Source organism: Actinomycetota bacterium (genome assembly GCA_030776625.1).
Lineage (GTDB): Bacteria > Actinomycetota > CADDZG01 > CADDZG01 > WHSQ01 > MB1-2.
The window spans coordinates 112,136-131,301 of the sequence record JALYHL010000008.1 but is presented as its reverse complement, the minus strand read 5'-3'; the positions used below and the strand labels follow the sequence as shown (position 1 = coordinate 131,301).

The window sequence follows — 19,166 nt, the reverse complement described above, 5'->3', positions numbered from 1 at the left end:
GCTCGGAGATCGTCGTGGTGGACGTGTATCGAAACACGTTGGCCCTGTTCGCGATCAAGGCGGATGGAAGCTCGCGCCGTCTCCTCCTCTACAACGGCTATTGGCTCGTAACTCCCGACTGGCAGCCACGCTAGCGGCAACTCTCAAGATGGAGACACGTCCGATCCTTCAGGCCTAGGACCAGCAGACATGCCTACCGCAGCCAGGTGAAGGAGTCGCTGCGGAGGCAAACTCAGGAGTCGGTTGCGCGGGCTTAACGCCCGCGCCGGCCAGCACTCTGATGGGACGATCCAGGTATCGAAGACGCGCATCGGAGCAGTAACAAGAACAGTCAGGTCAGGAGAGCTAGCGACAGTGAAACAACGGGCGGCGACTCAAGGAGTCTCACCGACTGTCACCGCGCGGGTCTCGTCTGCGGCGTATGGGATGGACCTGCGGTTTCCGAGGAGCATTGCCTTGTCGACTCGGACGCTACTAAAGAGGGCTTCTGAGGTCCGCAGCTGGATGCCAAGGCTGTGGCGGGCGAAAGAGACGCTCCGCTCCTCAGGTCCCGCACCACCGCTCGGGCGGCTAGGTCTTTCCTTCTAGCGCCGTCTCCTCCTCCGTCAACCGCACGCTGCGCGTCCATGGATGCTCGCTCGCCTCCGGCGACGGTTGACCTCGTCGACTAGAAGACGGCGCTTCACGCCTCCGGCTCGGAAAGCCGCCGAGCAACAGGAGGTGCAGTCATGAAGCAGCGGGCAGTGGCGATCGTCGCCCACTGAGTCGCATTGCCTTCGAGAGGTGCAGGAAGTTTCTTCGGCTCCTGTGATCGCTGTGGGAGAAGTCGACGAGAACAGCAGGACCGAGTCGACCTCGCCCTGGAGCCACACGACGGCCTGGAGGAGATCGCAGCCCGAGGTACGGCGTTGATCGATATGAGCCGCTCGGTTCGGCTCCTCCGTCGTCTCCCCGCTTCCTCGTGCGCGTGAGGGGCGAAGGATTCAGACTCGTTGAGGGGGACAGAGATGACACGCCGCCACGTTCAGAGGGCGGTTTCTCGTAAGACGGACTACTTGTCGGTGTTTCTGTCGCTGAACTGTCGGTGTTTTGTCGTGGTTCACTCCGCTTTCGGTGCTTTCATGCGCTCAACGGGCTAGGCAGTTCTGTCTAGTCATCTGATCTCCGTCCTGCGAGGCGGATCATCGAAGGGCGGGGACACATGGGTGGAAGGCGCATCGGCGCGCTGATTGTCGCGGTGGCTTTGGTATTCGGTGTGGTGGCGTTTGACCAGTCAACCTCTCTCGCGCAGGGAAGTGGATCGCGGCTCATCCATGAGGTGACCTCCTTGCAGTAAACGTGCAGCGTCGAGGAGCGCTCGTTCGTCTACCCCCACATGAGAAGAGTCGCGGCCCTCGCGCTGGCGCTGGCGCTGGCGAGCGGATGTTCGACACCCGCCTCGCAGGCTGAAGCGCCCACGGGCCAGACGTCACCCTCACCCGCCGTGTCAGTGGATCGCGAGACGTTCGAGGTTCTACGCGACCGGTCGGGCGAACCCGAAGAAGAGGTGTGGGTGCGCGCTGATGTCATCAACCACTCTTCTCAACCGCTCACCCCGACCTGCTATCTCATCGATCGGGCCGTCGGGGTGGTCACGCTCGATGACGCCGCTCCGCTGCAGCCCGGCGAGCGGCGCCGGATCACCGGAACCGCCTCCTTCCCGGTTCCCAGCTTCAACTACGAGTGCGACGGGTTCTGCAAGGGAGTGAAGTGTTTCGTCGCCGGCCTGGAGCCGCGCTACATCAAAGGATGCCTCGAGATGTACGAACGGATACCTGCAGCCGGTACCGGAGTGAAGGTGCCGAACGTCAACGGGATGCGCCTTTCTGACGTGGCGACGCCGCTTTACAAGCGAGGCCTCAAGGTCGAGATCGGCAGAGACGTCGAACGAGACTGGCGTGACCGGACGGGGCCGTTGGGTGACCTGAAGCCAGCGAACGTGCTCAGGAGGGTGATGCTGAACCTGCTGCTGGTGGTGGGCCCGAGAGTACGGGTAACGCCTCCCCCGGGTTCGAACATCAGGGCGGGTCAGTCGGTGGTTCTCCACCGCTTCTGACCAGACGGCTTTTTACCTACGGGACGCGTCCCTGACGGCGAATACATGCTGGTCGGGCGAAGGCCACGAGGCCGTCGAAGGAGGTGCGTTCTTCATCACGAAGGACGAGAGCCTGGAGACCCATGATGAATGGCTGGGAGGAGGGCCAGGAATCAGCGAGTAGCTGCTGCTGCGCCTCGGGCTTTGACTTTGGCGACTCGTGGTCAGCTTCGGAAACCACACCAGCGCCGGGTGCTGTCGTGGGTCAGCAACAGCAACAGTGTCAACCCGCCGACAAGCTGAACCACCGCGAGATCTCGTTCACCGGTCCAAACGGTCGCGGCTCCGAACACGACCGCCAGTGCGGCTGATGCAACGGCTACCCACCAGGCGCCTCTTGCTCCGCGCCACAGCCCGATGCTCATCGCGATCGGGAGGACCAACCCGTAAAGCACATTGAGAAGATCCTGCGGCGGCCGGTTGAGGACGAAGTAACCGATCAGGTTCCATGCCGCGACCAGCGGGATGAACGCGACCACGGGCCACGGTGGGCGGCCGCTGCTGATGGTTGTCGTCGACTGCGCCACGTGGACCACAGTAGTCCGAAGGCGGTCAGCACCTAGGGCAGACGGCGATGCCGCCGGTCCTTGAGACACGGTTGCCCCGCCCGGAGCTATACCTGTCAAGGGTCTGCCGGGCCCGCTGGAGCCGCTCCGCCCTCGATCCGCTGACGCGGACTGCGCCCTTGACAGCGCTCCGGGCTGCGCGAAGAGGTGGCTATGGCGGCATCAGGGGGGTTCTGCTGCCGCCTCTTTCCACGCTCGTTACTAGGTTCCTCTGTAGATGTTGGTGATCCACACGACCGCGATCAAAGCGAGGAGCCCAAGGACAACCAGGAGAGCCCGGCGCACGGACGGATCCACCGCCTACTCCAGCTCGTCCTCATCCGGAACCGCTCGGTCCCGCGGGTTCAGGGGGTGGGCCTTCGCCCACTTCGCGGTCTCTTGCTCCAGCTCTTCCAGGTACGCGTCGAGCTTGTGGCGATCGACCCGCCACACCCCGCGGCCCCCGATCTTGATCGCCGGCAGCTCGCCTGCCCGGACCAGGCTGTAGACCTGGGGAACGCTTACCGAGAGGTAGGCGGCCACGTCCTCGAGCTTCAGATAGCGAGGGACGAGGGCGGGAGAAGATCCTTCTTCTTTCTTGGCCATCGCGGCATCTTCTCGCGTCAGCACGTGTCTTACAAGCATTTGCCTCCGTTTGCCTTCTACGGCGGCGCTCAGGCCGCGCCCGCGCGAGGACGCGCGGCGGTGTGTCATATGGGTCCCGCGGCATCTCGCCCGCGACAGGACGCGCCGTGCGGCGTCGCTGGTTAGTCGAGCGGGCGCTTCACCACGAAATAACCCGCTGACACGAGGATCCCCAGCACGATGGCTGCCGCGACCGACCCCGCCCACGAACTCGCCACCGGAATCAGCCCGTCGCACCGGGTGGCGCGGTCGCTCTGGCTGACACAGAACACGGGAGCCGTAAGCAGGAGCCCGATGACGGCCGCGACGAGACCGACGCCGATCGCCTTCTCGATGAAGAAGCCGTCGCGCCTTGCCATCGTCCTTATCTTCTCTCGTCGCAGCGATCGGACGCCAGAACGTTAGCGAGCCTGGAGCAGCTCCCGCTGCCACTCCGCCCAGCTCTTACCCACAGGACTCGGCCACGCCTCTGCGGTCGCCATCTCCTCCAGCGTGCGCGCCTCGTGGGCGCGGAACATCTGGAAGCGGCCGTGGCTGACGCTGCGCGCCGGCGCAGGGGGCTCCGCCTCGTCTCCCACCACCACGATCTGCTCGCCCTCGTCGAGCTCGTTCTTCCACTCGATGTGCAGGTCGTGGGTCAAGCGCGTCCGCCGCTCATGGCGCGGCACCTCGTGGTCGACGGGAGTAGCCACCACGTTGGCGATGACCAGGTTGAGCAGGCGCTTGCGGTCGGCGAGCGTCGCCTGCTCCCACAGCTGACGCGGCGAGCCGGCGCGCTCCCCCATCTCGGTCACGATCGTGAACGAGCAGCGCGCCAGGAACATCTCCGCCACCCGGGCTTCGACCAGCGGGCCGTACACGCGCGCGTTGAGGCAGCCCGACCAGGTCCCCCACTCGTTGCCGTTGCAGTGATAGACGCCCTTGCCGTCCCGGGTGGTCGTGGTGTGGGTCATCTTGCGCCCGCACTGACCGCACCACATGAGCCCGGACAAGAGGTAGGGCTTGTGCGGCTTGGTCTTGCCGAGGTTCGAGCTGCGACGGACGTCGGCTGCTCGGCGCGCTCTCACCGCATCCCAGGTGGCGCGGGTGACGATCGGCGCCCACTGCGCCTCCACGAGGTTGTGGTCGAGCAGCGAGAGGGCCGCGTAGGCGGGGTTGTCCAGCATCTTGCCGATGGCCTGTCCCTTCCAGCGCACGTTCTTGGAGCTCGGGATCTGCTCTTCGTTCAGCCACCTCGCGATCGCGTTCGCGGACGATCCTGCCGCGTAGCGGTCGAAGATCTCCGCCACCACCGCACCGCGTTCCGGATCAACCTCCCAGGTAGCGGGTTCGGGCCCGCGTCTGAACCCATAGGGGGCGGTTCCCCATGGTCTGCCCTCCGCCCGCACGCGGCGGTGGTTGGCGCGCGTGTAGTCCGCCTTCACGTCCGATTCGTACTCCGCGAACGCGGCGAGGATGTGGCGCAGCAGCCGACCCTGGCTGGTCGACGTGTCGAGGTTCATATCCAGGAACACGAGCGGGATCCGATCGGCATCGAAGAGCTCGAAGAGCCGGATCAGCTCCTTCATCGAGCGCCCGAAGCGCGACAGCTTAGGGACGATGACCGAGGCGTAGTCGTTGCGGTGCTCGACCAGCTCCTCGAGTGAAGGCCGTGCCTTGGCGCCGCGGAAGGCCGAGTAGTCGAGGTCGGAGTAGATGCGCGCGAGCTCGAGCTTCTTGTAGCTGCAGTAGCGGCCGATCTCGTCTTCGTAGAGCTCGGGGGCGTGCATGTTGTCGCGCGCGAGGCTGACCCTGTAGTAGCCGGCTACGGGAAGACCCCCCATATGGAACTCCTTTCAAAAGGCATGAAGCGACGGCGCGATGCTGGTGGCGATGCACGAACGAAAGTACGCCTCGGGTGAGCACGTCGACGGCTGGAAGTTGTTGCGCTTCCTCGGTGGCGGTGCGAACGCGGAGGTGTGGCAGGCGGGACGTGACGACGCCAACGTCCTCGCGCTCAAGATTCTGAAGATCACCAAAACCGACAGAGAACCTTTCAAGCGTTTCGTCGACGAGATCGACTTTCACAGGCGCGAAAGCGGCAGACGCGGGATCCTGCCTATCCTCGATGCGTCTATCCCGGACATGCCGTCGCGAGACCACCCTGCATGGTTCTCGATGCCAGTGGCGAGGCCCATCCGTGAAGCCCTGGGCGAACATCCCGACCTCGAGGTCGTGGTCCAGGTGGTAACTGACCTTGCGGCGACGCTGGTCCACCTTGCCGAAGATGGCATCAGCCACCGCGACCTCAAACCAGAGAACATCCTCGCTCTCGGGAGAGAGGTACTGCTCGCGGACTTCGGACTCGTTAGCTTCCCTGGGAAGGACCCGATCACCACGGACGCTAAAGCGCTCGGCCCCCGCAATTACATCGCGCCCGAGATGATTACGCATCCCGCAGCGGCAGACGCCCGTCTAGCCGATGTCTACTCTTTGGCCAAGACGATGTGGGTTCTTGCTTCGGGTGCCCCAGCTCCGCCTCCAGGCGAACTCCGTACCGACACCGATGAGCATCGCGTCAGCGCGCAGGTATCGCATCCTCGCGCTCCCCTCTTGGACCAACTGATCGAAGCCTGCACGCGGCACAACCCCGAACGACGCCCCACGATGGCGGACCTCCACGATGAGCTGCGAGCGTGGGTCTCGCCGCCGACACCATCATCTGCATCCGACGTGCAGGACCTCGCAGCACGGGTCCAGGCCGCCACTGCTAACAACGAGCGAGAAGCGCGACAGCGAGCCGAGTCCTGGCACCGGTTCAGCGACATCCTCGTCACGATCGCGAACCGGCTCCAACCACTCGCCAGGAGGCTGCACGAGCAGGGGCTCGGCGATGGGGAACTAAAAGATGGCGAACTACTGCTCCGCACCTACGGCATCAACCGGTTCACAAAATACGGCGAAATCCTCTACCTAGGAGGCCGGCTCATCCTCGTCCAACCAACCGGGATGGCACTACCAAATCTCTTCATCGGAATCGGGGCCGAGCTCTACGACACTGCATATCTTCATCTCGTCGCCGCGCACGTCATTCGTCGCTGGGGAACAGCCGCCAACCAGCTGTTGTGGCACGACGCTCATTTCGTGCGCGTCGACACCCCCGCCGTCATAGAGAAGACGCTCGACGTACTCATCGCGGGCCTCGAGGACAACCTGCGGACGGCTCTCGAGGCATACGTCACCGACGTCGAGAACTATCGGCCGGCATAAAACGCACCCCCGACTCGGTAGTTCATCGCGCGCCTGCTGAGGTCGTCCGTCGGACAGGTAGCGACCCTCGATTGACTACCTTTCGATTCGCTCTCTCTGCCGAAATCGCCCGGCGCCTCCAGAACACCCCAGCGGTCGGTCCGATCAGCAGCCAGGTCGCGGCAACGAAGCACTGAAGCCAATAGAAGAAGTTCGGGTTCGACGGCTTGATGCTCCAGAGCGCCACGGCCATGGCGGCCCCGAGGATGACCGAAACGACCCCTTGGATGGTCAGCTCGCGCCTCCAGCGGATCGCGGCTCCCGCGGCCACGGCCGCGTGACCGGGATCCGTCATGGCTTGGCCGCGCCGGATCGTGCGCCTGACTTCCCTCTGGAGCGGCTTGTCGAGCTCGTCCCACACCATCCGCCACTCAGGGTTGCGGTGGATGATCGGGAGGCGTTCGTCGGCCATCGACCGAGGGTCCACTAGGTCTCAGAGTCGGGAGTCGCGGCGGCAACAGCAGCGGCCGCGATCGCCATCGGGATGTCACCAACGAGGATGAACAGGAAGACCGCCACGCCGCTGACTGCTCCGATGAGCGGGAGCTCGAACGCGTTGAGGATGGCGAACAACGCTGCCGCCACCAGGACCGAGGGAACTATCGACGCGACCAGCGCCTTGCCCACCGTGCGGGCGATCTTCCCGCCGACGATGCCTGCAACGATGGGCCCGACGATAGGCAGCCAGATGAGCAGCAGCGAGATCAGGCTCATGTACAAGGCCGCCTTGATCACAGAGCCTCGTTCCATCTCTCCCTCCTTGGACGCAGTCGCGCTACACGATACGCATCATCGTGCGGGGACTCACACGCACTCCTGCTCGGCGGCTCTCGTACTGAACGTCTAGCACCGCCCGCTCCGTCGTCAAGGCGGCTGTGGTACCCGCTTCGCTCTCGTTCCTCGCCGCGCTGCGCGTTCCCTTGACGTCTCCGCTAGTAGGCGGTGCTCCCGCGCCACCTCCAAGAAGCCGCCGAGCTAACGGAGGTGCGAGACATGAAGCAGCGAGCGGTGGCGCTCATCGCCACCTATCTCAGCCATCGGGCCCTGGGGCGCCTGGTGCGGGTCCGCCCCGTCGGGAACGACGACTACATCGTGGCGATCGAAGACGTGCGCGATGGACGGACGCACCTGTTGCATTCACCCGACGACCTGGGGAAGTGGCTGCGCTCGTTCAAGGAGGGCCGCTGCCTACAGCCGGCGGCCGCGATCTGTGGACGCTGCGACCGCTTGCACATCGACCGGGACGTGGACCACGAGCTGCTCGCGAGCTGCATCGGGTGCTGTGTCGACCTGATGGTCGTGGGGGCGGAGCGGATGCTGGAATAGTCGCCCACAAGCACCTACGACTAGCCTGTCTGTGTAATGGGCCCAATCGACGAGAGTCGCGATCTTCTTGCCTGGACAACTCAGGTCATCTCCCGAGCGCGGGCGCACGGGCCGATCGAGGATGCTTCCCTCGAACTGAAGGCGACATGGCCCGAGCCGAAACGAGCTGCTCGCCAACTCGCCGGTCAGGCCAACGCCAGTTCGGAAAAGCTCGTCCGTTGGCTGATAGGGGTCGGCGAGGATGGTGAGGTTCGAGGAGCGCCTCGCATCGAACTTTCCACCTGGTGGGCGCAGGTGCGCGCCCACTTCGACGGACAAGCACCCACCCTCTCGGAGCGGGTCGTTCAGTCACCCGGCACCCTGCCTGTGATGGTTCTCGAATTCAAAGTGGGCAACAAGCCGTACATCTTCAAGCCCCAAACTCGGGGAACCGATCGAGAGGTCCCCTGGCGGGAGGGGACCGGGACACGAAGCGCCACCAAACAGGAGCTGGCCTCTCTCTTCGTTCAGCGGATCGAACTACCGAAAGCATTTCTCCTCAATGCTGTTCTCACCGCGACCAAGTCTCAACACGAAGTCCATTGGATTCTTCCACGCGGATCTCTTCGTCGAGGCAGACCCTTCAACCGCGTTGGTGATTCCTGAAAGTCGCTGTCGAGGGGAAGTCATCTGTGCTGAACTTCAGATCACCGCTCCCCTCGAGCGGTTCGCCTTTCACATGCCGTTCGGAGATACCCATCAAGTTCAGGCCCTGCCCGGTCAGGTCGCGTATCGGGCTCCAGGTAGCACGAACATGGTGGCAAGCGGCCTTAGTGGCTTGCCTCTAGGTACCTCAGAGCGGCCCACCGAGAATGTGGTCGTGCATCTGGAGCTCTGGGCAGCGCGCGCTTCTGAAGCCTTTCGCTTCCACGAGACACTCGTGCCAACCACGCCATCGGACGACACCTGGGCGGTCTGGATTAAGCCGACTCCGCCTCGTTCCTGACGCTGACAAGAAGCTTCTCCGACCCTTGCCTCATTACGTCTGACCGAGCTGTTTAGAAATCCGGGCCGATTCCGGTCGCTCGCTTATCGTTTCGTGAGAGGACGCGATGTCCTCGTCGGGACCTTGGTGGCGGGCCCACCGAGCCGACAACTTCAGAGGACGCGATGTCCTCGTCGGACCTTGGTGGCGGGCCCACCGAGCCGACAACTTCAGGGGACGCGATGTCCTCGTCGGACCTTGGTGGCGGGTCCACCGAGCCGACACTTTCCGTAGAGCCGGACGCTGTTGCGTCCCATATAAGGAGAGTTTCATGAACGAAGTCGGCTACTTGATCATCCTCCTCGTTCTGATAGCCAAGATCCTGGACGAGTAGGTCGGGATGCGTCGGTCGGCAGCTCCCAACATCGGTGGCCGACGCTGACCTATACCTTCGGATGCTGCAGCCAACCGGCCGAGGGCGACCCGTGGAACGCGAGCCCCGACGTCCACGAGCTGAACACGAGGCATCCCAGCGCTAGGAGATCAGGGTTGCGTGACGGAGGCCGCTGGCGGGGCTCCACTCCAGGTACTTCACAGCACCAACTAGAGGGTCGTTGCCTTCCCAGATCCGACCTGGTTGCTGCAACGACCGAAGTTCACGTCGGGTGAGAACAGGAAGTTGCTCAACCAGATCGCGTCCGTAGCCCGACTCGACGACCCCGGCTACCGCGATCCCCCCTTCCGAACGAAGTCCGAGAACGACACAGCCCCGATCCTGTCTCCACTCTTCGGGAGGTAGCCAACCGAGCAGCGCGAAGTTGCGCGTCTGGAAGTGCTTGGTCTTGGTCCATGACCTCGATCGAAGACCCGGACGGTAACGAGAGTCGAGACGCTTCGCGACCACGCCCTCGAGGCCCATCTCCTTGGTGGCGGCGAAGTGAGCCGCTCCTTCTCCGACGTGCGTCTCCGGGGTGCACCAATGGGGCCCACTCAGGTTGAGCTTCTCCAGAATGCGTCGACGCTCGCGGTATGGGTCGTCGATCAGCTCCTTTCCTCCGACCTCGAGAATGTCGAAGGCCATGAAGCAGACCGCAGGAGTGCTCGACCCGCGACTGCGGAACCAGAGCCCGGCGAAGTCGGGATTGCCCTTGTCGTCGAGACAAACGATCTCCCCATCGAGGACCACCGAGGTCGTGAGGACGGCCTTGAGTCCTTGGAGCTCAGGATAGCGAGAGCTCATGTCGTGGCCGTTGCGGCTCCAGATCGTGATCCCGCTCGGAGCTGCTTCGATCAGGGCGCGGAACCCGTCCCACTTCACCTCATAGCTGTATCTATCGGAGTCCGGCTTCAAAGGACCAGACGAGACGAGCATCGGCTTGAACCTCAACTAGATCGCCTCGCACGCCAGAGAAGAACACCGGACTGAACCGCGACCATCGCCAGTGTGAACGGTCCTACGAAGGCGATGACTTCGGAAAAGCTCTCATCAAGCGCGTAAACCAGGAAAACGGTCAACAGAACGGCAGCAAGAACAGACGTCAGCAGCATCAGCGCCCAGGCATGCCGCCCGCCCACTCGTTGAAGCTCAAGGGCCCTCTTCTTCGCCGACCGAGGTCGCAGCCGAGGAACGAGTACCGAACGAGCGTCGGATAAACGCGTACCGATCGTTATCTGGGCGCAGGGGGCCGCTGGTCAGCAGCATCGGTCTGTACTTCACCTCACCATTCTCCGCACCTGAGGCGCCACGCAGGTCCGTGACGCATCGCCTCACCGCCACCTCCACCAGCCGCCGGCCTCTTTCACATAGCAGAGCCCGCCCCGCCCGCAAGGGCGCTCCGTTCCTCGCTAAAGCTCCGGTACTCGCGTCTCTGCGAGAGAGCTGCCGCTCCCCTTGCTGGCTGGTCCTAAGGCCCTGCTCGCGGTCCTTCGCCGACCGGCGACTGGACCTAGGAGGTGGCTTGATGGCTACGGCGAAGCGAGATCTCACGAACCTCACGGTGCAAGGACCACACCTCGTGAGCAAGGACGACCAGCTGCTTACGCTTCAAGACGTGGCGAAGCTTCTCGAGGTCTCGCCCAACACCGTCTACTACTGGCGCTACCAGCGAACGGGCCCCAAGGGCCACAAGGTCGGGCGCCGGGTCAGGTACTGGAAGAGCGACGTGCTCGCGTGGCTGCGGGAGCGGGAGGACCTAGTGTCTGGTGTGGGCCCGATTCGTCGCTAGGAACCACTCCGCCTGCGCATCTATATGAGCCGCAATCGGGCCTGGGTCGCTCACTACACGTGCTCCAACGAGGCCCTCTTGTTTCCACGGCAACGCGTGCATGGACCTACGGATTAGCACTTCGTTCATGCCAGTCAGGATCAACAGGGAACGCTGAAGATGCTGTCATCCTGGTGACCATGGCTTCCGATGACATCACCGCGATCCAGTTCGACAAGGTCGGCGGCGGCACAGTCCGGATCAGCCAGATGCCGCAAGGGCTAGCGATCCTCACCTTCTTGAGATACGTCGGCTGACTACTGTGTGAACGCCATCTCGTGAAGATGGCCGGCCATGCGGACGAGCTCGAGTCTCGTGGCATCGGCGTCCTTGTCATCGGCTTCGACGAGCTAGAGGCGCTCGATGACATGAAGCAGCGACTGTCTAGTCCTTTCACCTTCTTGAGAGATGAGTCCCGCGCTGGCTATATCGCGCTCGGTCTAGGCCGCGCCGGCGTCCTGCGGACCTACCTGCACCCTGATGTACTGCGCCCGTATGCACGCTTCGCTCTACAGAGGGAGTTGCCGAAGCTGCGAAGACGGCAGGACCGTAGACAGCTCGGCGGAGACTTCGTCGTCCGTCGCGACGGCCAGGTGGTCTTCGCCCATCCCGAGCGCGGCCCAGAAGATCGAGTCCCCGTCGGAGCTATCGTCGCCGCTGCCCGTTCGGCCGCAAAACCCGAGACCTAACTTCCATCGTGGTCGTGATGATCCTGATGTAGTTCAGCAAGGAACTCTTCTGCATCACTCCGCTGCATAACTCCAACGAGCGCGCCCGATGGCTTGGTGACGACGATTGAGCCCACGCCGCCCTTGCGCATCCGCTCGACCAGATTCGGGAGGAATTCGTCATAGCGGACCGTGGTCGGTCCGGGCTCCATCACGTCGACGACACTCGAGGCACCATCCTGCTCGAATGCCCTGCCACGCAGGCGACCTAAGACGATCCCGTCATCGCTGATAACTATGCAGACGCCGGCGTCCCGAGCGCGCTCCCGCGCTGTTGCAACTGTGTCGCTGAGCCGACACGTAGGGGTCGGGCGCGCTAGATGGCCGGGGCGGGGTATGTCCGCGTGACTGCCCTCGGTAGGGAACCCACTGCCGGTCCAATCGGTCTTCCCGGCGGCATAGTCATAGACGGCGCTGAAGCGAAGGCTCTCGAGCCGGCACGCGGCTCGCGGGCTCATGTCTCACAAGAAGTCGTGACAGTAGACGACGACGGCCCGAGAGCGGTCGAGGACAGCGACGGAATCGGACGTCAACTCTTTCAACGGCATGTTGATCGCACCCGCGATGTGCTCCTGCTCATATTCCTGAGGAGGCAGTACCTCGACAAGTTGCGCGCTCTCCTCGTCTAGTAGTCGCTGGACCTCATGCTGGTCGATCACGTTCACGCCTGTTTTGGTGTTCTTCGGTTCCTGTCCGGGCTCCATTACACGCCTCCTCCCGTCTACGCAGGTCCCTCTAGCTGTACCCCGAGCCCGTCGTCACGCGCTTGGAAATGTGTGATTCAGAACGGTTCGTGGCGCAGCAGCGGCGATGCCGGTCCTCGTTGGTATCCCGCCGCTCCTCGACGTGATCCACACGAGCCGCAACGGTCCGCTAATGCGCTTTCATGTGGTCCGGCTGTGGCTGACGCCTTCCGCGGCAGGACGACCCGACAACGAGTTAGGGGAATCCAGGTGGGCGCCGTCGTCGATCCCCACCCCCAGACGGTCTACCAGCTCGCCGCCCAACCAGGCCGTGAGTCCTGACACCGTGGCCCCGGCTACAGCGAGCGCAATGGCAAGACCTTCAGGCGATGTTTGGTCGCCGCGACGAATCATCCAGCTGATAGCGAACAACACCAGGACCAAGATGTTGCCCCACCCGTGGACGAGACCCACGAACTTCGCCCGAGTGTCGGGCGGGATCGCCAGCCAATCCAGCGTGCCCGGAATGACCGCCGCGACGCCAGCGACCGCACCGGAGCGCCCAGACGAAGGATCTCGGAGCGCTCGTTTTCCGACCACAACCAGTTCACGGAACCATGGATCTTCCACAGCCTCAAGAAGAGTGACGGGACCCACCCCGCCGGAGCGGTCGGTGTGGCCTCGACGAGGTCGGTCCGGAAGCGAGCTCTAAGCGTCCCGACGAACCCGTCGAAATATGGGACCGCAAGCTCTTCGAAAGCAGTCTCCAAGAGCAGGTCGTAATTGACCGTGAAGACCTCCAACGGGAGATGGTAGTTCGCTCGGCCAGCCCAGGCGGCGAACCGCTTCACAGGAACTAGATCGGCCTCCCCGATATCTAGATTCCTCACGATGGCCCTGCATATAGCCGTGTCCAGTTGCGCAGCCTCGGGCCCGGTTAAGCCGTCCACGGTCAGGTCCGCGCCGACCAGCACCGCGATCCGGCGGAGTCGGCTTAGCACCTGCTCCAGGTTTCGGCCCTCGAGTTGATCTTTGAATCGCTCCCCGCAGGCTCCTTGAGGTGCTCGGCTACCAGCGCCTCAAGACCGCGTACATCTGGCAAACCGCAGGCGCGCGAGGACCCAGCCCCGAGCAGGACGCAGACGTGTCGAGACCGGGCGGCGAGCCTGGCACTTAGATCGCTGGCAAATCGCAGTACGTGATGTTCAGACACGAGGCCTCCTGGTCGTCTGTGCGATCCCTTGAACGCAGGCCAACCGTGACGGGACGCAGTCGGTGCTTACAACCCGCGTACTGAATGCTGGCGACAGCGACTTCTCTTGAAGGGTAACTTTATAGATACGCTGTTTGTTACATTACGTACCGTGCTGGTGCTTACCTCGGTACGGTGATCGTGATGGGTCCTACGCCTACACCCACTGTCTCCTCTGACGCAGAAGTCGTCGGCGCCTGGATGGACGCCGCGTTGAGCGGGGTTCAGATCCTCGCAATCCTGGTGGGGGCCTTCTGGACCTACATGCTGTTCGTGAGGCATCGGGAAAGGTGGCCTCGCGCCGCCCTCGAGCACGTCGTCGATCACTGGTCATTCGACGACGGTCGTCGGGTCCTTCGAGTTGTAGAGAAAATCACGAACACTGGGCCAACCCTTTTGCGCCTATCAAGCCGGAAGACGTGGGTCCAACAGATTCTCCCCATGCTCCCTGAGCCCTTGGCGGCATTGGAATCAGGCACGAAGCAAGAGGCGCCTTGGCTCAGGCTGGGGAAGCCACATGAGACGACTGCGGAAGAGAGCCCTCCAGAGCTGGAGCCCGGAGAACTCGACCATTTCGAGCATGACTTCCTTATCGATTCCGAGGCGGAAGTCGTGCAGGTTTACTCTCATTTCCAGAACGCGCGAAGGCGGAAGCGATGGTGGGAATGGTGGCGCAAATCCGGAGACAACCGAGGCTGGACGCTGACGACCATCCACTGTTTAGACAGTTCAGGTCCAACCGAGAACAAATCCCTGAGACCCACAAAGGAGGAGTAATGGCTCCGAAGAAGCAGAGTCAGCAACCACCGAAGGCGGAGACAGAGACGAAGCAGCAATCACCAAAGACACCTACAGCTCCCAAGCCGTCGACGAAGCAACAGCAGGGCGACACCAAGGACCGGAAGTGAGCCGGAAGCGAGACACACTCCAGCAAAAGCCCAAGGTGCCCACTCAGGAAAAACCGATCGGTGAGCAGAAATCGATCAAGTCGGTCCCTCGAGAAAAACCAAAAGAGCCATCAGAACCACCAGCAGAGAAGAAATCAAAGAAGTCATAACTCCGTAGCTAGTCGTGCCGAGGACGGTGAGAGCGCCAAGACGGAATCAATCTTTGACGCCCCCCTACGGGCGAACCAACGACGACCCATCGGCGCTCAGGCGCGGTGTAGCGAGCGACACAGTTCTTCGAGAGCTTCGGCCAGCTTGGCAACCGCCCGGGCTAGCTGTTGTGCAGAGGCATCACCGTCATCCCACCCGCACCGCGAGCCAGAGTTTTCGCTGATCGCGCTAAATCTGCCGCACCTAGATATGTAATGGTCCAGTCACCTCCCTTCGACCGGCGACTCCCGGGTCAGAGGAGAGACAAGGCTCGAGCGCTGGACTAGCCTCTCCTTGGGGAGAGTTCCTGCTTGAGGTCCAATTGCCACACTGTGCCGCCCTGTTCATCGTCGTCCCAATACGGGGCTAGCTCCGCCTCGATCGCGTCCTCGACCGACTCATCGCTGGCGCTAGGACGATGCGAGACCGCCACGTTTATGTAGTCGCGCCACTCGATCTCCCGCCGTCTAGGAACAGCAACAGCTTGGCGCCCACAACCCTCGGCGTAGCCATAGTCACTTCCCTCCTTCACTCGATGGACGTGCTGTGTTCAATGTCACCGTCGGCTATCCCGGGCATAGGAAGAACGCGTGGGCGCTGGGTGGCTGCCGGGTTTCGGCTCCGGCAATACCCCATCCGTATTAGGCGGCTGGTTCAACCCGAACAACGCGCCTTCGCGATTTCTTTGGACGGATCAGGGACGCGCGGGCCAATCCGAGCAGCCCAGCCGCGATAACCAGGTCCCCGAAGCTCAGCACCTTCCGAAGAGGTGGTACAGGTAGAACATCCGCCAGGGGTACCAGCCGTGTGTGCGATGTGAGAGCTTCGTTCCGCAGGTGAACCCCGTGCTCAACGTGACGAGGGTCCGACAAGGATTCGGCTCCCGCGACTCGGATGGCGGACGGTGACACCGGCATCGCGCCATTCGCGGCCACAACCAGAGCATTCAAGCCCAGCCCCGCAGCGACCAGGCCGATGCCCGTCACCCTCCTGTTCAGCACCAGGAAAACACCTACAAGCACTTGGCTCCCCAGGTAGATGGGCGTCGCATTGTCAGAGGTCATCCAGCGCGGTGGGAAAGCAACGAAGTACACCTGTACGGCTAAGGCTCCGGCCAGTAGGTAGCCGCCCCGCCACTTTGGAGGCACCACTACGAGACGGCCGTTCACAACCGCAATCGCAAGAGAAACCATGACTAACAGAATTGGAACTTCCACAGGACCTCCTGGCGCGCTTGGGCCGCTACCCGCCGCCCGAAGCTCTCAGATCAGCAATTCGGCCAGCCAAGAATGTCGAAAGGCCACTCAGCAGCGGCCGTCAACCACAGCCCGTTCAGAACCGCCAGTCCACTCAGCGCGCGACGGATCACGTCTCACCTCCCTCCGTTCCACAGCGGGCGGCCGAGGGTAACGAACATGAGTTGGACTTGTGACACCATGAGTTACATCAGAGCCATAACCGTAGACGCGCACGTCACGGCCCCCATGCGCGAGTAGCAGTAACTGCTAGTTAAGGTTTTGGAGAGGATCGAACAGGGCCCTGCGCTCGGCTTGTAGCTGCGGGCTCGGCGCGCCCAGAAGGACGGAAACAGCAGGACATAGCTCATCCTGAGTACTCGCCGCGCCTCCTCCGGGGGTTGAAGCCGCCCGGCGAAGCCCACGGGACCGCCCGTCGGCAGGTTTGGCCTCAACCTGGGGGCGCATCGGAGCGCGCTACCACCGCAGCAACGTCAGATCCTGTCTCGTCCTTCGGCGCGGGTGGAGTCCCTTGCACCACCAAGCTCGGTCATCGTCAGAAGCGCCAGAAGCAGGCGGGGATCAGCCGGGCGACGTGCGGCTTATCTCTCGGTCGCCCTCGCCAAGAAACACTTCAACGGAGCCGGCCGATATGTTCGCCTCTACAAGACGCTCGGTTCGGCCTCCCGCGTGCCCGCCCCACTCGGGCGCAGGGAGAATCCCTGGGCTCACTGCTCGCCAGGCCGCTCAGTCCCGAGGACCTAGGCTAGAGAGGGGCCAGGGTAAGGAAAGTTGTAGAAGACGGCCGCCGTAAAGGACTGTTGTAGAGCGCCCAAATCTTGCTAGCATGTGTCGCGAGTGACTCCAACACGCAAAGGAAAAGACGTCTCAGGAGTGCTTTGGGGCGTGGCCGGCGCGCTACTGACAGCGGGGACCCTCTGGGTCCACTACGGTGGCGCACCAGTACTCCTCGGTGGCGTCCTGTCGCTGGTAGCTTTAGCGGTGCGGAGTCCCAGCCTGCACAACATTGGGTTCCTCATGGCGGGTGGCGGCACCGTGGTCCTGGTGCTGACCTGCATCCTGTTGATTACAGACACCTGCGCGCACGGAGCCTCGACATGGAGGTGCCCCGATGAAATGTACCCATCGGCGATGTGGTTGCCTGGAGCGGTGCTCTTTATGAGCGGTATTGCCGTTGCGACGCTGACCGCGCCTCGACGGAACCTCTAGACGAAGAACTCCGCTTCAAAGGCGACCAGCGGGAATCGCTCGCGCTCCTCAACAGGCTCAGCAGAAAGGTTGCTAATCCGAAACATCCCATGCAGCCACGTGAGGCACCGAGAAAGCCCTCTGTAGGACCCGCAACTAGGGCGCGGTACCTCTCAGGTACGGCAATACGATCTAGCCTTGACAACCTCAGGGAGACCGTGCCGTGTGGCCGCTAGTGCCGTCGCAGCCCTGGTCCGGGTTGACCTACTAACGATGCATCAACATAGCCAGAACGAGAACACCGCCTACGACCACGATGGGGAGGAGGTACCACACTGCCACCCCGAACTTCGCTCGGACATCCTCCCGCACCCGCCGCAACTCGAGAATCTCTTCCATTGATTTGGACACGTCGTCTTCCGCGGGTTCCACCACGCTGTTAACTTACACTGACCCTTCGCTACGATCGTGACTTGATGTCTTATCCCTCAGGATCCAGGTTCATTCTGGCGGGTGTTGTCTTGCTGCTGGCCGTCGGCTGGATCGGTCTCATCGAATGGGGAGTTTCGGCTGGACTCATTCATCACGGGGTGAAGATCGGCCGTGTTGATCTGTCCGGCCTCTCTTTTGACGAGGCCGCAGGGGTACTCGCGCAGGAGGGGCGGGTTATCAGAAACCAGTGGCTCCGTGTCCAGGTTCCGCCGGCGGAACCCGCCTGCTTCAAAGTAAAACACTTAGGGTGGGTGGCCCATCCAGCTCTCGCAGCGAAGGCCGCGATGGCTGTGGGACGCTCTGGATCCCCCATCAACCGAGTACAGCAACGACTGAAAGCATGGACTGGAGGCGTGCAGCTCGAGTGGCCGGGGTCCGTATCCATCACCAAACTTGCGCAGCGGCTACCTTCTGCCGCCGGGAACGTGGCGGGCGATCCCGAGGCACTTGCACAAGCCGTGGAGCGGTTCATCGAAGCAGGGACCGCTCCAGCGCCTCATGACGTGAGGGTAGTTGTGAGGGGAAACCCACGCGCTGCACGCGGCCTGTGCTAGACGCAGCTCAGTCGCCACCCTTCCGACCCGGCCGGTGGCGTCGTCGCGGGTAGAGTTCGTTCGCTGGCGGGCTTGCCGCTCAAGTAATCAGGCTGGCCAACCCTCCAGCGAATCATCGTTAACTAGGGCTGTGGGCACAGTTCGCTGTTATCGATTATCCGGTCAGTGCCGTCGAAGATGTTGTCGTCGCGGCGGACGTACCTCTCCGCATCGCCGTCCGGAAAGTTGTACCAGCGGTCATTGCCGTCGTTGTCCGCCATGTCGATACCGTCGTTGCCCGGGCCGTCGCAGAGGTAGTCCGTGTCGTAGAGCGTCGTGTCGGTCACCGTGTCGTCATTCTTGTTCCCGTCGATTTTGTCGTTGCCTGCCCCTCCGTACAGCTCGTCGAGACCTTCGTTCCCGACCACCGAGTCGCCCCCGCCCTCGCTGCGGAACCAGTCCGCTCCCATCAGGCCCTTCATCGCCTCGCCTCCGCTCTCGGTGCCAGTGCAGTCGTCGTCCCCGTTTGTGCCGGTGATGTCATTGCCAGAGTGGGTGCAATCTTGATGAGGATTGTGGCCTCGCGCGACACTGATCATGCCAACCACGACCACTGCGCCGGCGACCAGAAGAGCTAGATAGTTTTTCCTGAGGGTCACGTTTTACCTCCAGTCTCGAACCGCCACATGGTGGCGCCATAGGTTGAAGTGAGTTCTTCAGTGAGGTGCGATTGAGCCCGGAACGGGACTCAACGTTCTCAAGAATGTTGCG

Annotated in this window: 19 protein-coding genes and 1 pseudogene; 7 read left to right on the top strand and 13 right to left on the bottom strand. The window is 62.8% G+C overall.

Annotation, left to right across the window (positions count from 1 at the left end):
• Positions 1–1,375: 1,375 nt before the first annotated feature.
• Positions 1,376–2,095 carry a hypothetical protein gene (locus tag M3N53_13040; protein ID MDP9069254.1) on the top strand — a complete coding sequence of 240 codons (720 nt, stop codon included), beginning with the start codon at positions 1,376–1,378 and terminating at the stop codon, positions 2,093–2,095.
• A 203-nt stretch (positions 2,096–2,298) separates the two neighbouring features.
• Here the strand turns inward: M3N53_13040 and M3N53_13035 are convergent, their stop codons facing one another.
• The 4 genes from M3N53_13035 to M3N53_13020 all read right to left on the bottom strand — a co-directional run bounded on the left by M3N53_13035 (position 2,299) and on the right by M3N53_13020 (position 5,147).
• Complete coding sequence (locus M3N53_13035) at positions 2,299–2,661, bottom strand: hypothetical protein (GenBank protein MDP9069253.1); 363 nt, start codon at positions 2,659–2,661, stop codon at positions 2,299–2,301.
• A 339-nt stretch (positions 2,662–3,000) separates the two neighbouring features.
• Positions 3,001–3,285 (bottom strand): helix-turn-helix domain-containing protein, encoded by a 285-nt coding sequence (locus M3N53_13030; protein MDP9069252.1) that lies wholly within the window; start codon positions 3,283–3,285, stop codon positions 3,001–3,003.
• Between the two features lie 161 nt (positions 3,286–3,446).
• Positions 3,447–3,683, bottom strand: a complete 237-nt coding sequence (locus M3N53_13025; protein ID MDP9069251.1) for a hypothetical protein — start codon at positions 3,681–3,683, stop codon at positions 3,447–3,449.
• Positions 3,684–3,725: 42 nt separating this feature from the next.
• Positions 3,726–5,147 (bottom strand): recombinase family protein, encoded by a 1,422-nt coding sequence (locus M3N53_13020; protein MDP9069250.1) that lies wholly within the window; start codon positions 5,145–5,147, stop codon positions 3,726–3,728.
• Between the two features lie 49 nt (positions 5,148–5,196).
• On the opposite strand from M3N53_13020, the gene M3N53_13015 reads away from it, so the two are divergent.
• Positions 5,197–6,573, top strand: coding sequence for a protein kinase (locus M3N53_13015; protein ID MDP9069249.1), 1,377 nt, complete (start codon positions 5,197–5,199; stop codon positions 6,571–6,573).
• 22 nt (positions 6,574–6,595) lie between these two features.
• On the opposite strand, the gene M3N53_13010 is transcribed toward M3N53_13015, so the two are convergent.
• Both M3N53_13010 and M3N53_13005 read right to left on the bottom strand, forming a co-directional pair.
• A complete protein-coding gene (locus M3N53_13010; protein MDP9069248.1) occupies positions 6,596–7,024 on the bottom strand; it encodes a hypothetical protein in 429 nt (142 codons plus the stop codon).
• Positions 7,025–7,038: 14 nt separating this feature from the next.
• Positions 7,039–7,362, bottom strand: coding sequence for a hypothetical protein (locus tag M3N53_13005; protein MDP9069247.1), 324 nt, complete (start codon positions 7,360–7,362; stop codon positions 7,039–7,041).
• 243 nt (positions 7,363–7,605) lie between these two features.
• Here M3N53_13005 and M3N53_13000 point away from each other — a divergent pair, with 243 nt between their 5' ends.
• Together M3N53_13000 and M3N53_12995 are read left to right on the top strand one after the other, a co-directional pair.
• Entirely contained in the window at positions 7,606–7,938 is a 333-nt protein-coding gene (locus M3N53_13000; GenBank protein MDP9069246.1) for a hypothetical protein, read from the top strand.
• A 36-nt stretch (positions 7,939–7,974) separates the two neighbouring features.
• Positions 7,975–8,583 carry a hypothetical protein gene (locus M3N53_12995; protein ID MDP9069245.1) on the top strand — a complete coding sequence of 203 codons (609 nt, stop codon included), beginning with the start codon at positions 7,975–7,977 and terminating at the stop codon, positions 8,581–8,583.
• An 854-nt stretch (positions 8,584–9,437) separates the two neighbouring features.
• Here M3N53_12995 and M3N53_12990 read toward each other — a convergent pair.
• On the bottom strand, positions 9,438–10,289 hold the full coding sequence (locus tag M3N53_12990; GenBank protein MDP9069244.1) for a hypothetical protein: 852 nt from the start codon (positions 10,287–10,289) through the stop codon (positions 9,438–9,440).
• Positions 10,290–10,863: 574 nt separating this feature from the next.
• Here M3N53_12990 and M3N53_12985 point away from each other — a divergent pair.
• Both M3N53_12985 and M3N53_12980 read left to right on the top strand, forming a co-directional pair.
• Positions 10,864–11,127, top strand: coding sequence for a helix-turn-helix domain-containing protein (locus M3N53_12985; GenBank protein MDP9069243.1), 264 nt, complete (start codon positions 10,864–10,866; stop codon positions 11,125–11,127).
• Between the two features lie 323 nt (positions 11,128–11,450).
• The gene (locus tag M3N53_12980; protein MDP9069242.1) at positions 11,451–11,855 is read left to right on the top strand and encodes a hypothetical protein; all 405 of its coding nucleotides are present in this window, start codon (positions 11,451–11,453) and stop codon (positions 11,853–11,855) included.
• Here the strand turns inward: M3N53_12980 and M3N53_12975 are convergent.
• The 4 genes and pseudogenes from M3N53_12975 to M3N53_12960 all read right to left on the bottom strand — a co-directional run bounded on the left by M3N53_12975 (position 11,852) and on the right by M3N53_12960 (position 13,428).
• On the bottom strand, positions 11,852–12,352 hold the full coding sequence (locus tag M3N53_12975; protein ID MDP9069241.1) for a CBS domain-containing protein: 501 nt from the start codon (positions 12,350–12,352) through the stop codon (positions 11,852–11,854). The genes M3N53_12980 and M3N53_12975 overlap by 4 nt on opposite strands.
• Positions 12,353–12,355: 3 nt before the next feature.
• Positions 12,356–12,598 (bottom strand): rhodanese-like domain-containing protein, encoded by a 243-nt coding sequence (locus tag M3N53_12970; GenBank protein ID MDP9069240.1) that lies wholly within the window; start codon positions 12,596–12,598, stop codon positions 12,356–12,358.
• A gap of 180 nt (positions 12,599–12,778) precedes the next feature.
• Entirely contained in the window at positions 12,779–13,207 is a 429-nt protein-coding gene (locus M3N53_12965) for a DUF2231 domain-containing protein (protein MDP9069239.1), read from the bottom strand.
• Between the two features lie 29 nt (positions 13,208–13,236).
• Positions 13,237–13,428, bottom strand: a pseudogene (locus M3N53_12960) (SIR2 family protein).
• A 536-nt stretch (positions 13,429–13,964) separates the two neighbouring features.
• On the opposite strand from M3N53_12960, the gene M3N53_12955 reads away from it, so the two are divergent.
• The gene (locus M3N53_12955) at positions 13,965–14,606 is read left to right on the top strand and encodes a hypothetical protein (GenBank protein ID MDP9069238.1); all 642 of its coding nucleotides are present in this window, start codon (positions 13,965–13,967) and stop codon (positions 14,604–14,606) included.
• A 3,031-nt stretch (positions 14,607–17,637) separates the two neighbouring features.
• Here the strand turns inward: M3N53_12955 and M3N53_12950 are convergent.
• Positions 17,638–17,805, bottom strand: a complete 168-nt coding sequence (locus M3N53_12950) for a hypothetical protein (protein ID MDP9069237.1) — start codon at positions 17,803–17,805, stop codon at positions 17,638–17,640.
• A gap of 733 nt (positions 17,806–18,538) precedes the next feature.
• Positions 18,539–19,054, bottom strand: coding sequence for a hypothetical protein (locus M3N53_12945; protein ID MDP9069236.1), 516 nt, complete (start codon positions 19,052–19,054; stop codon positions 18,539–18,541).
• Positions 19,055–19,166: the final 112 nt, after the last annotated feature.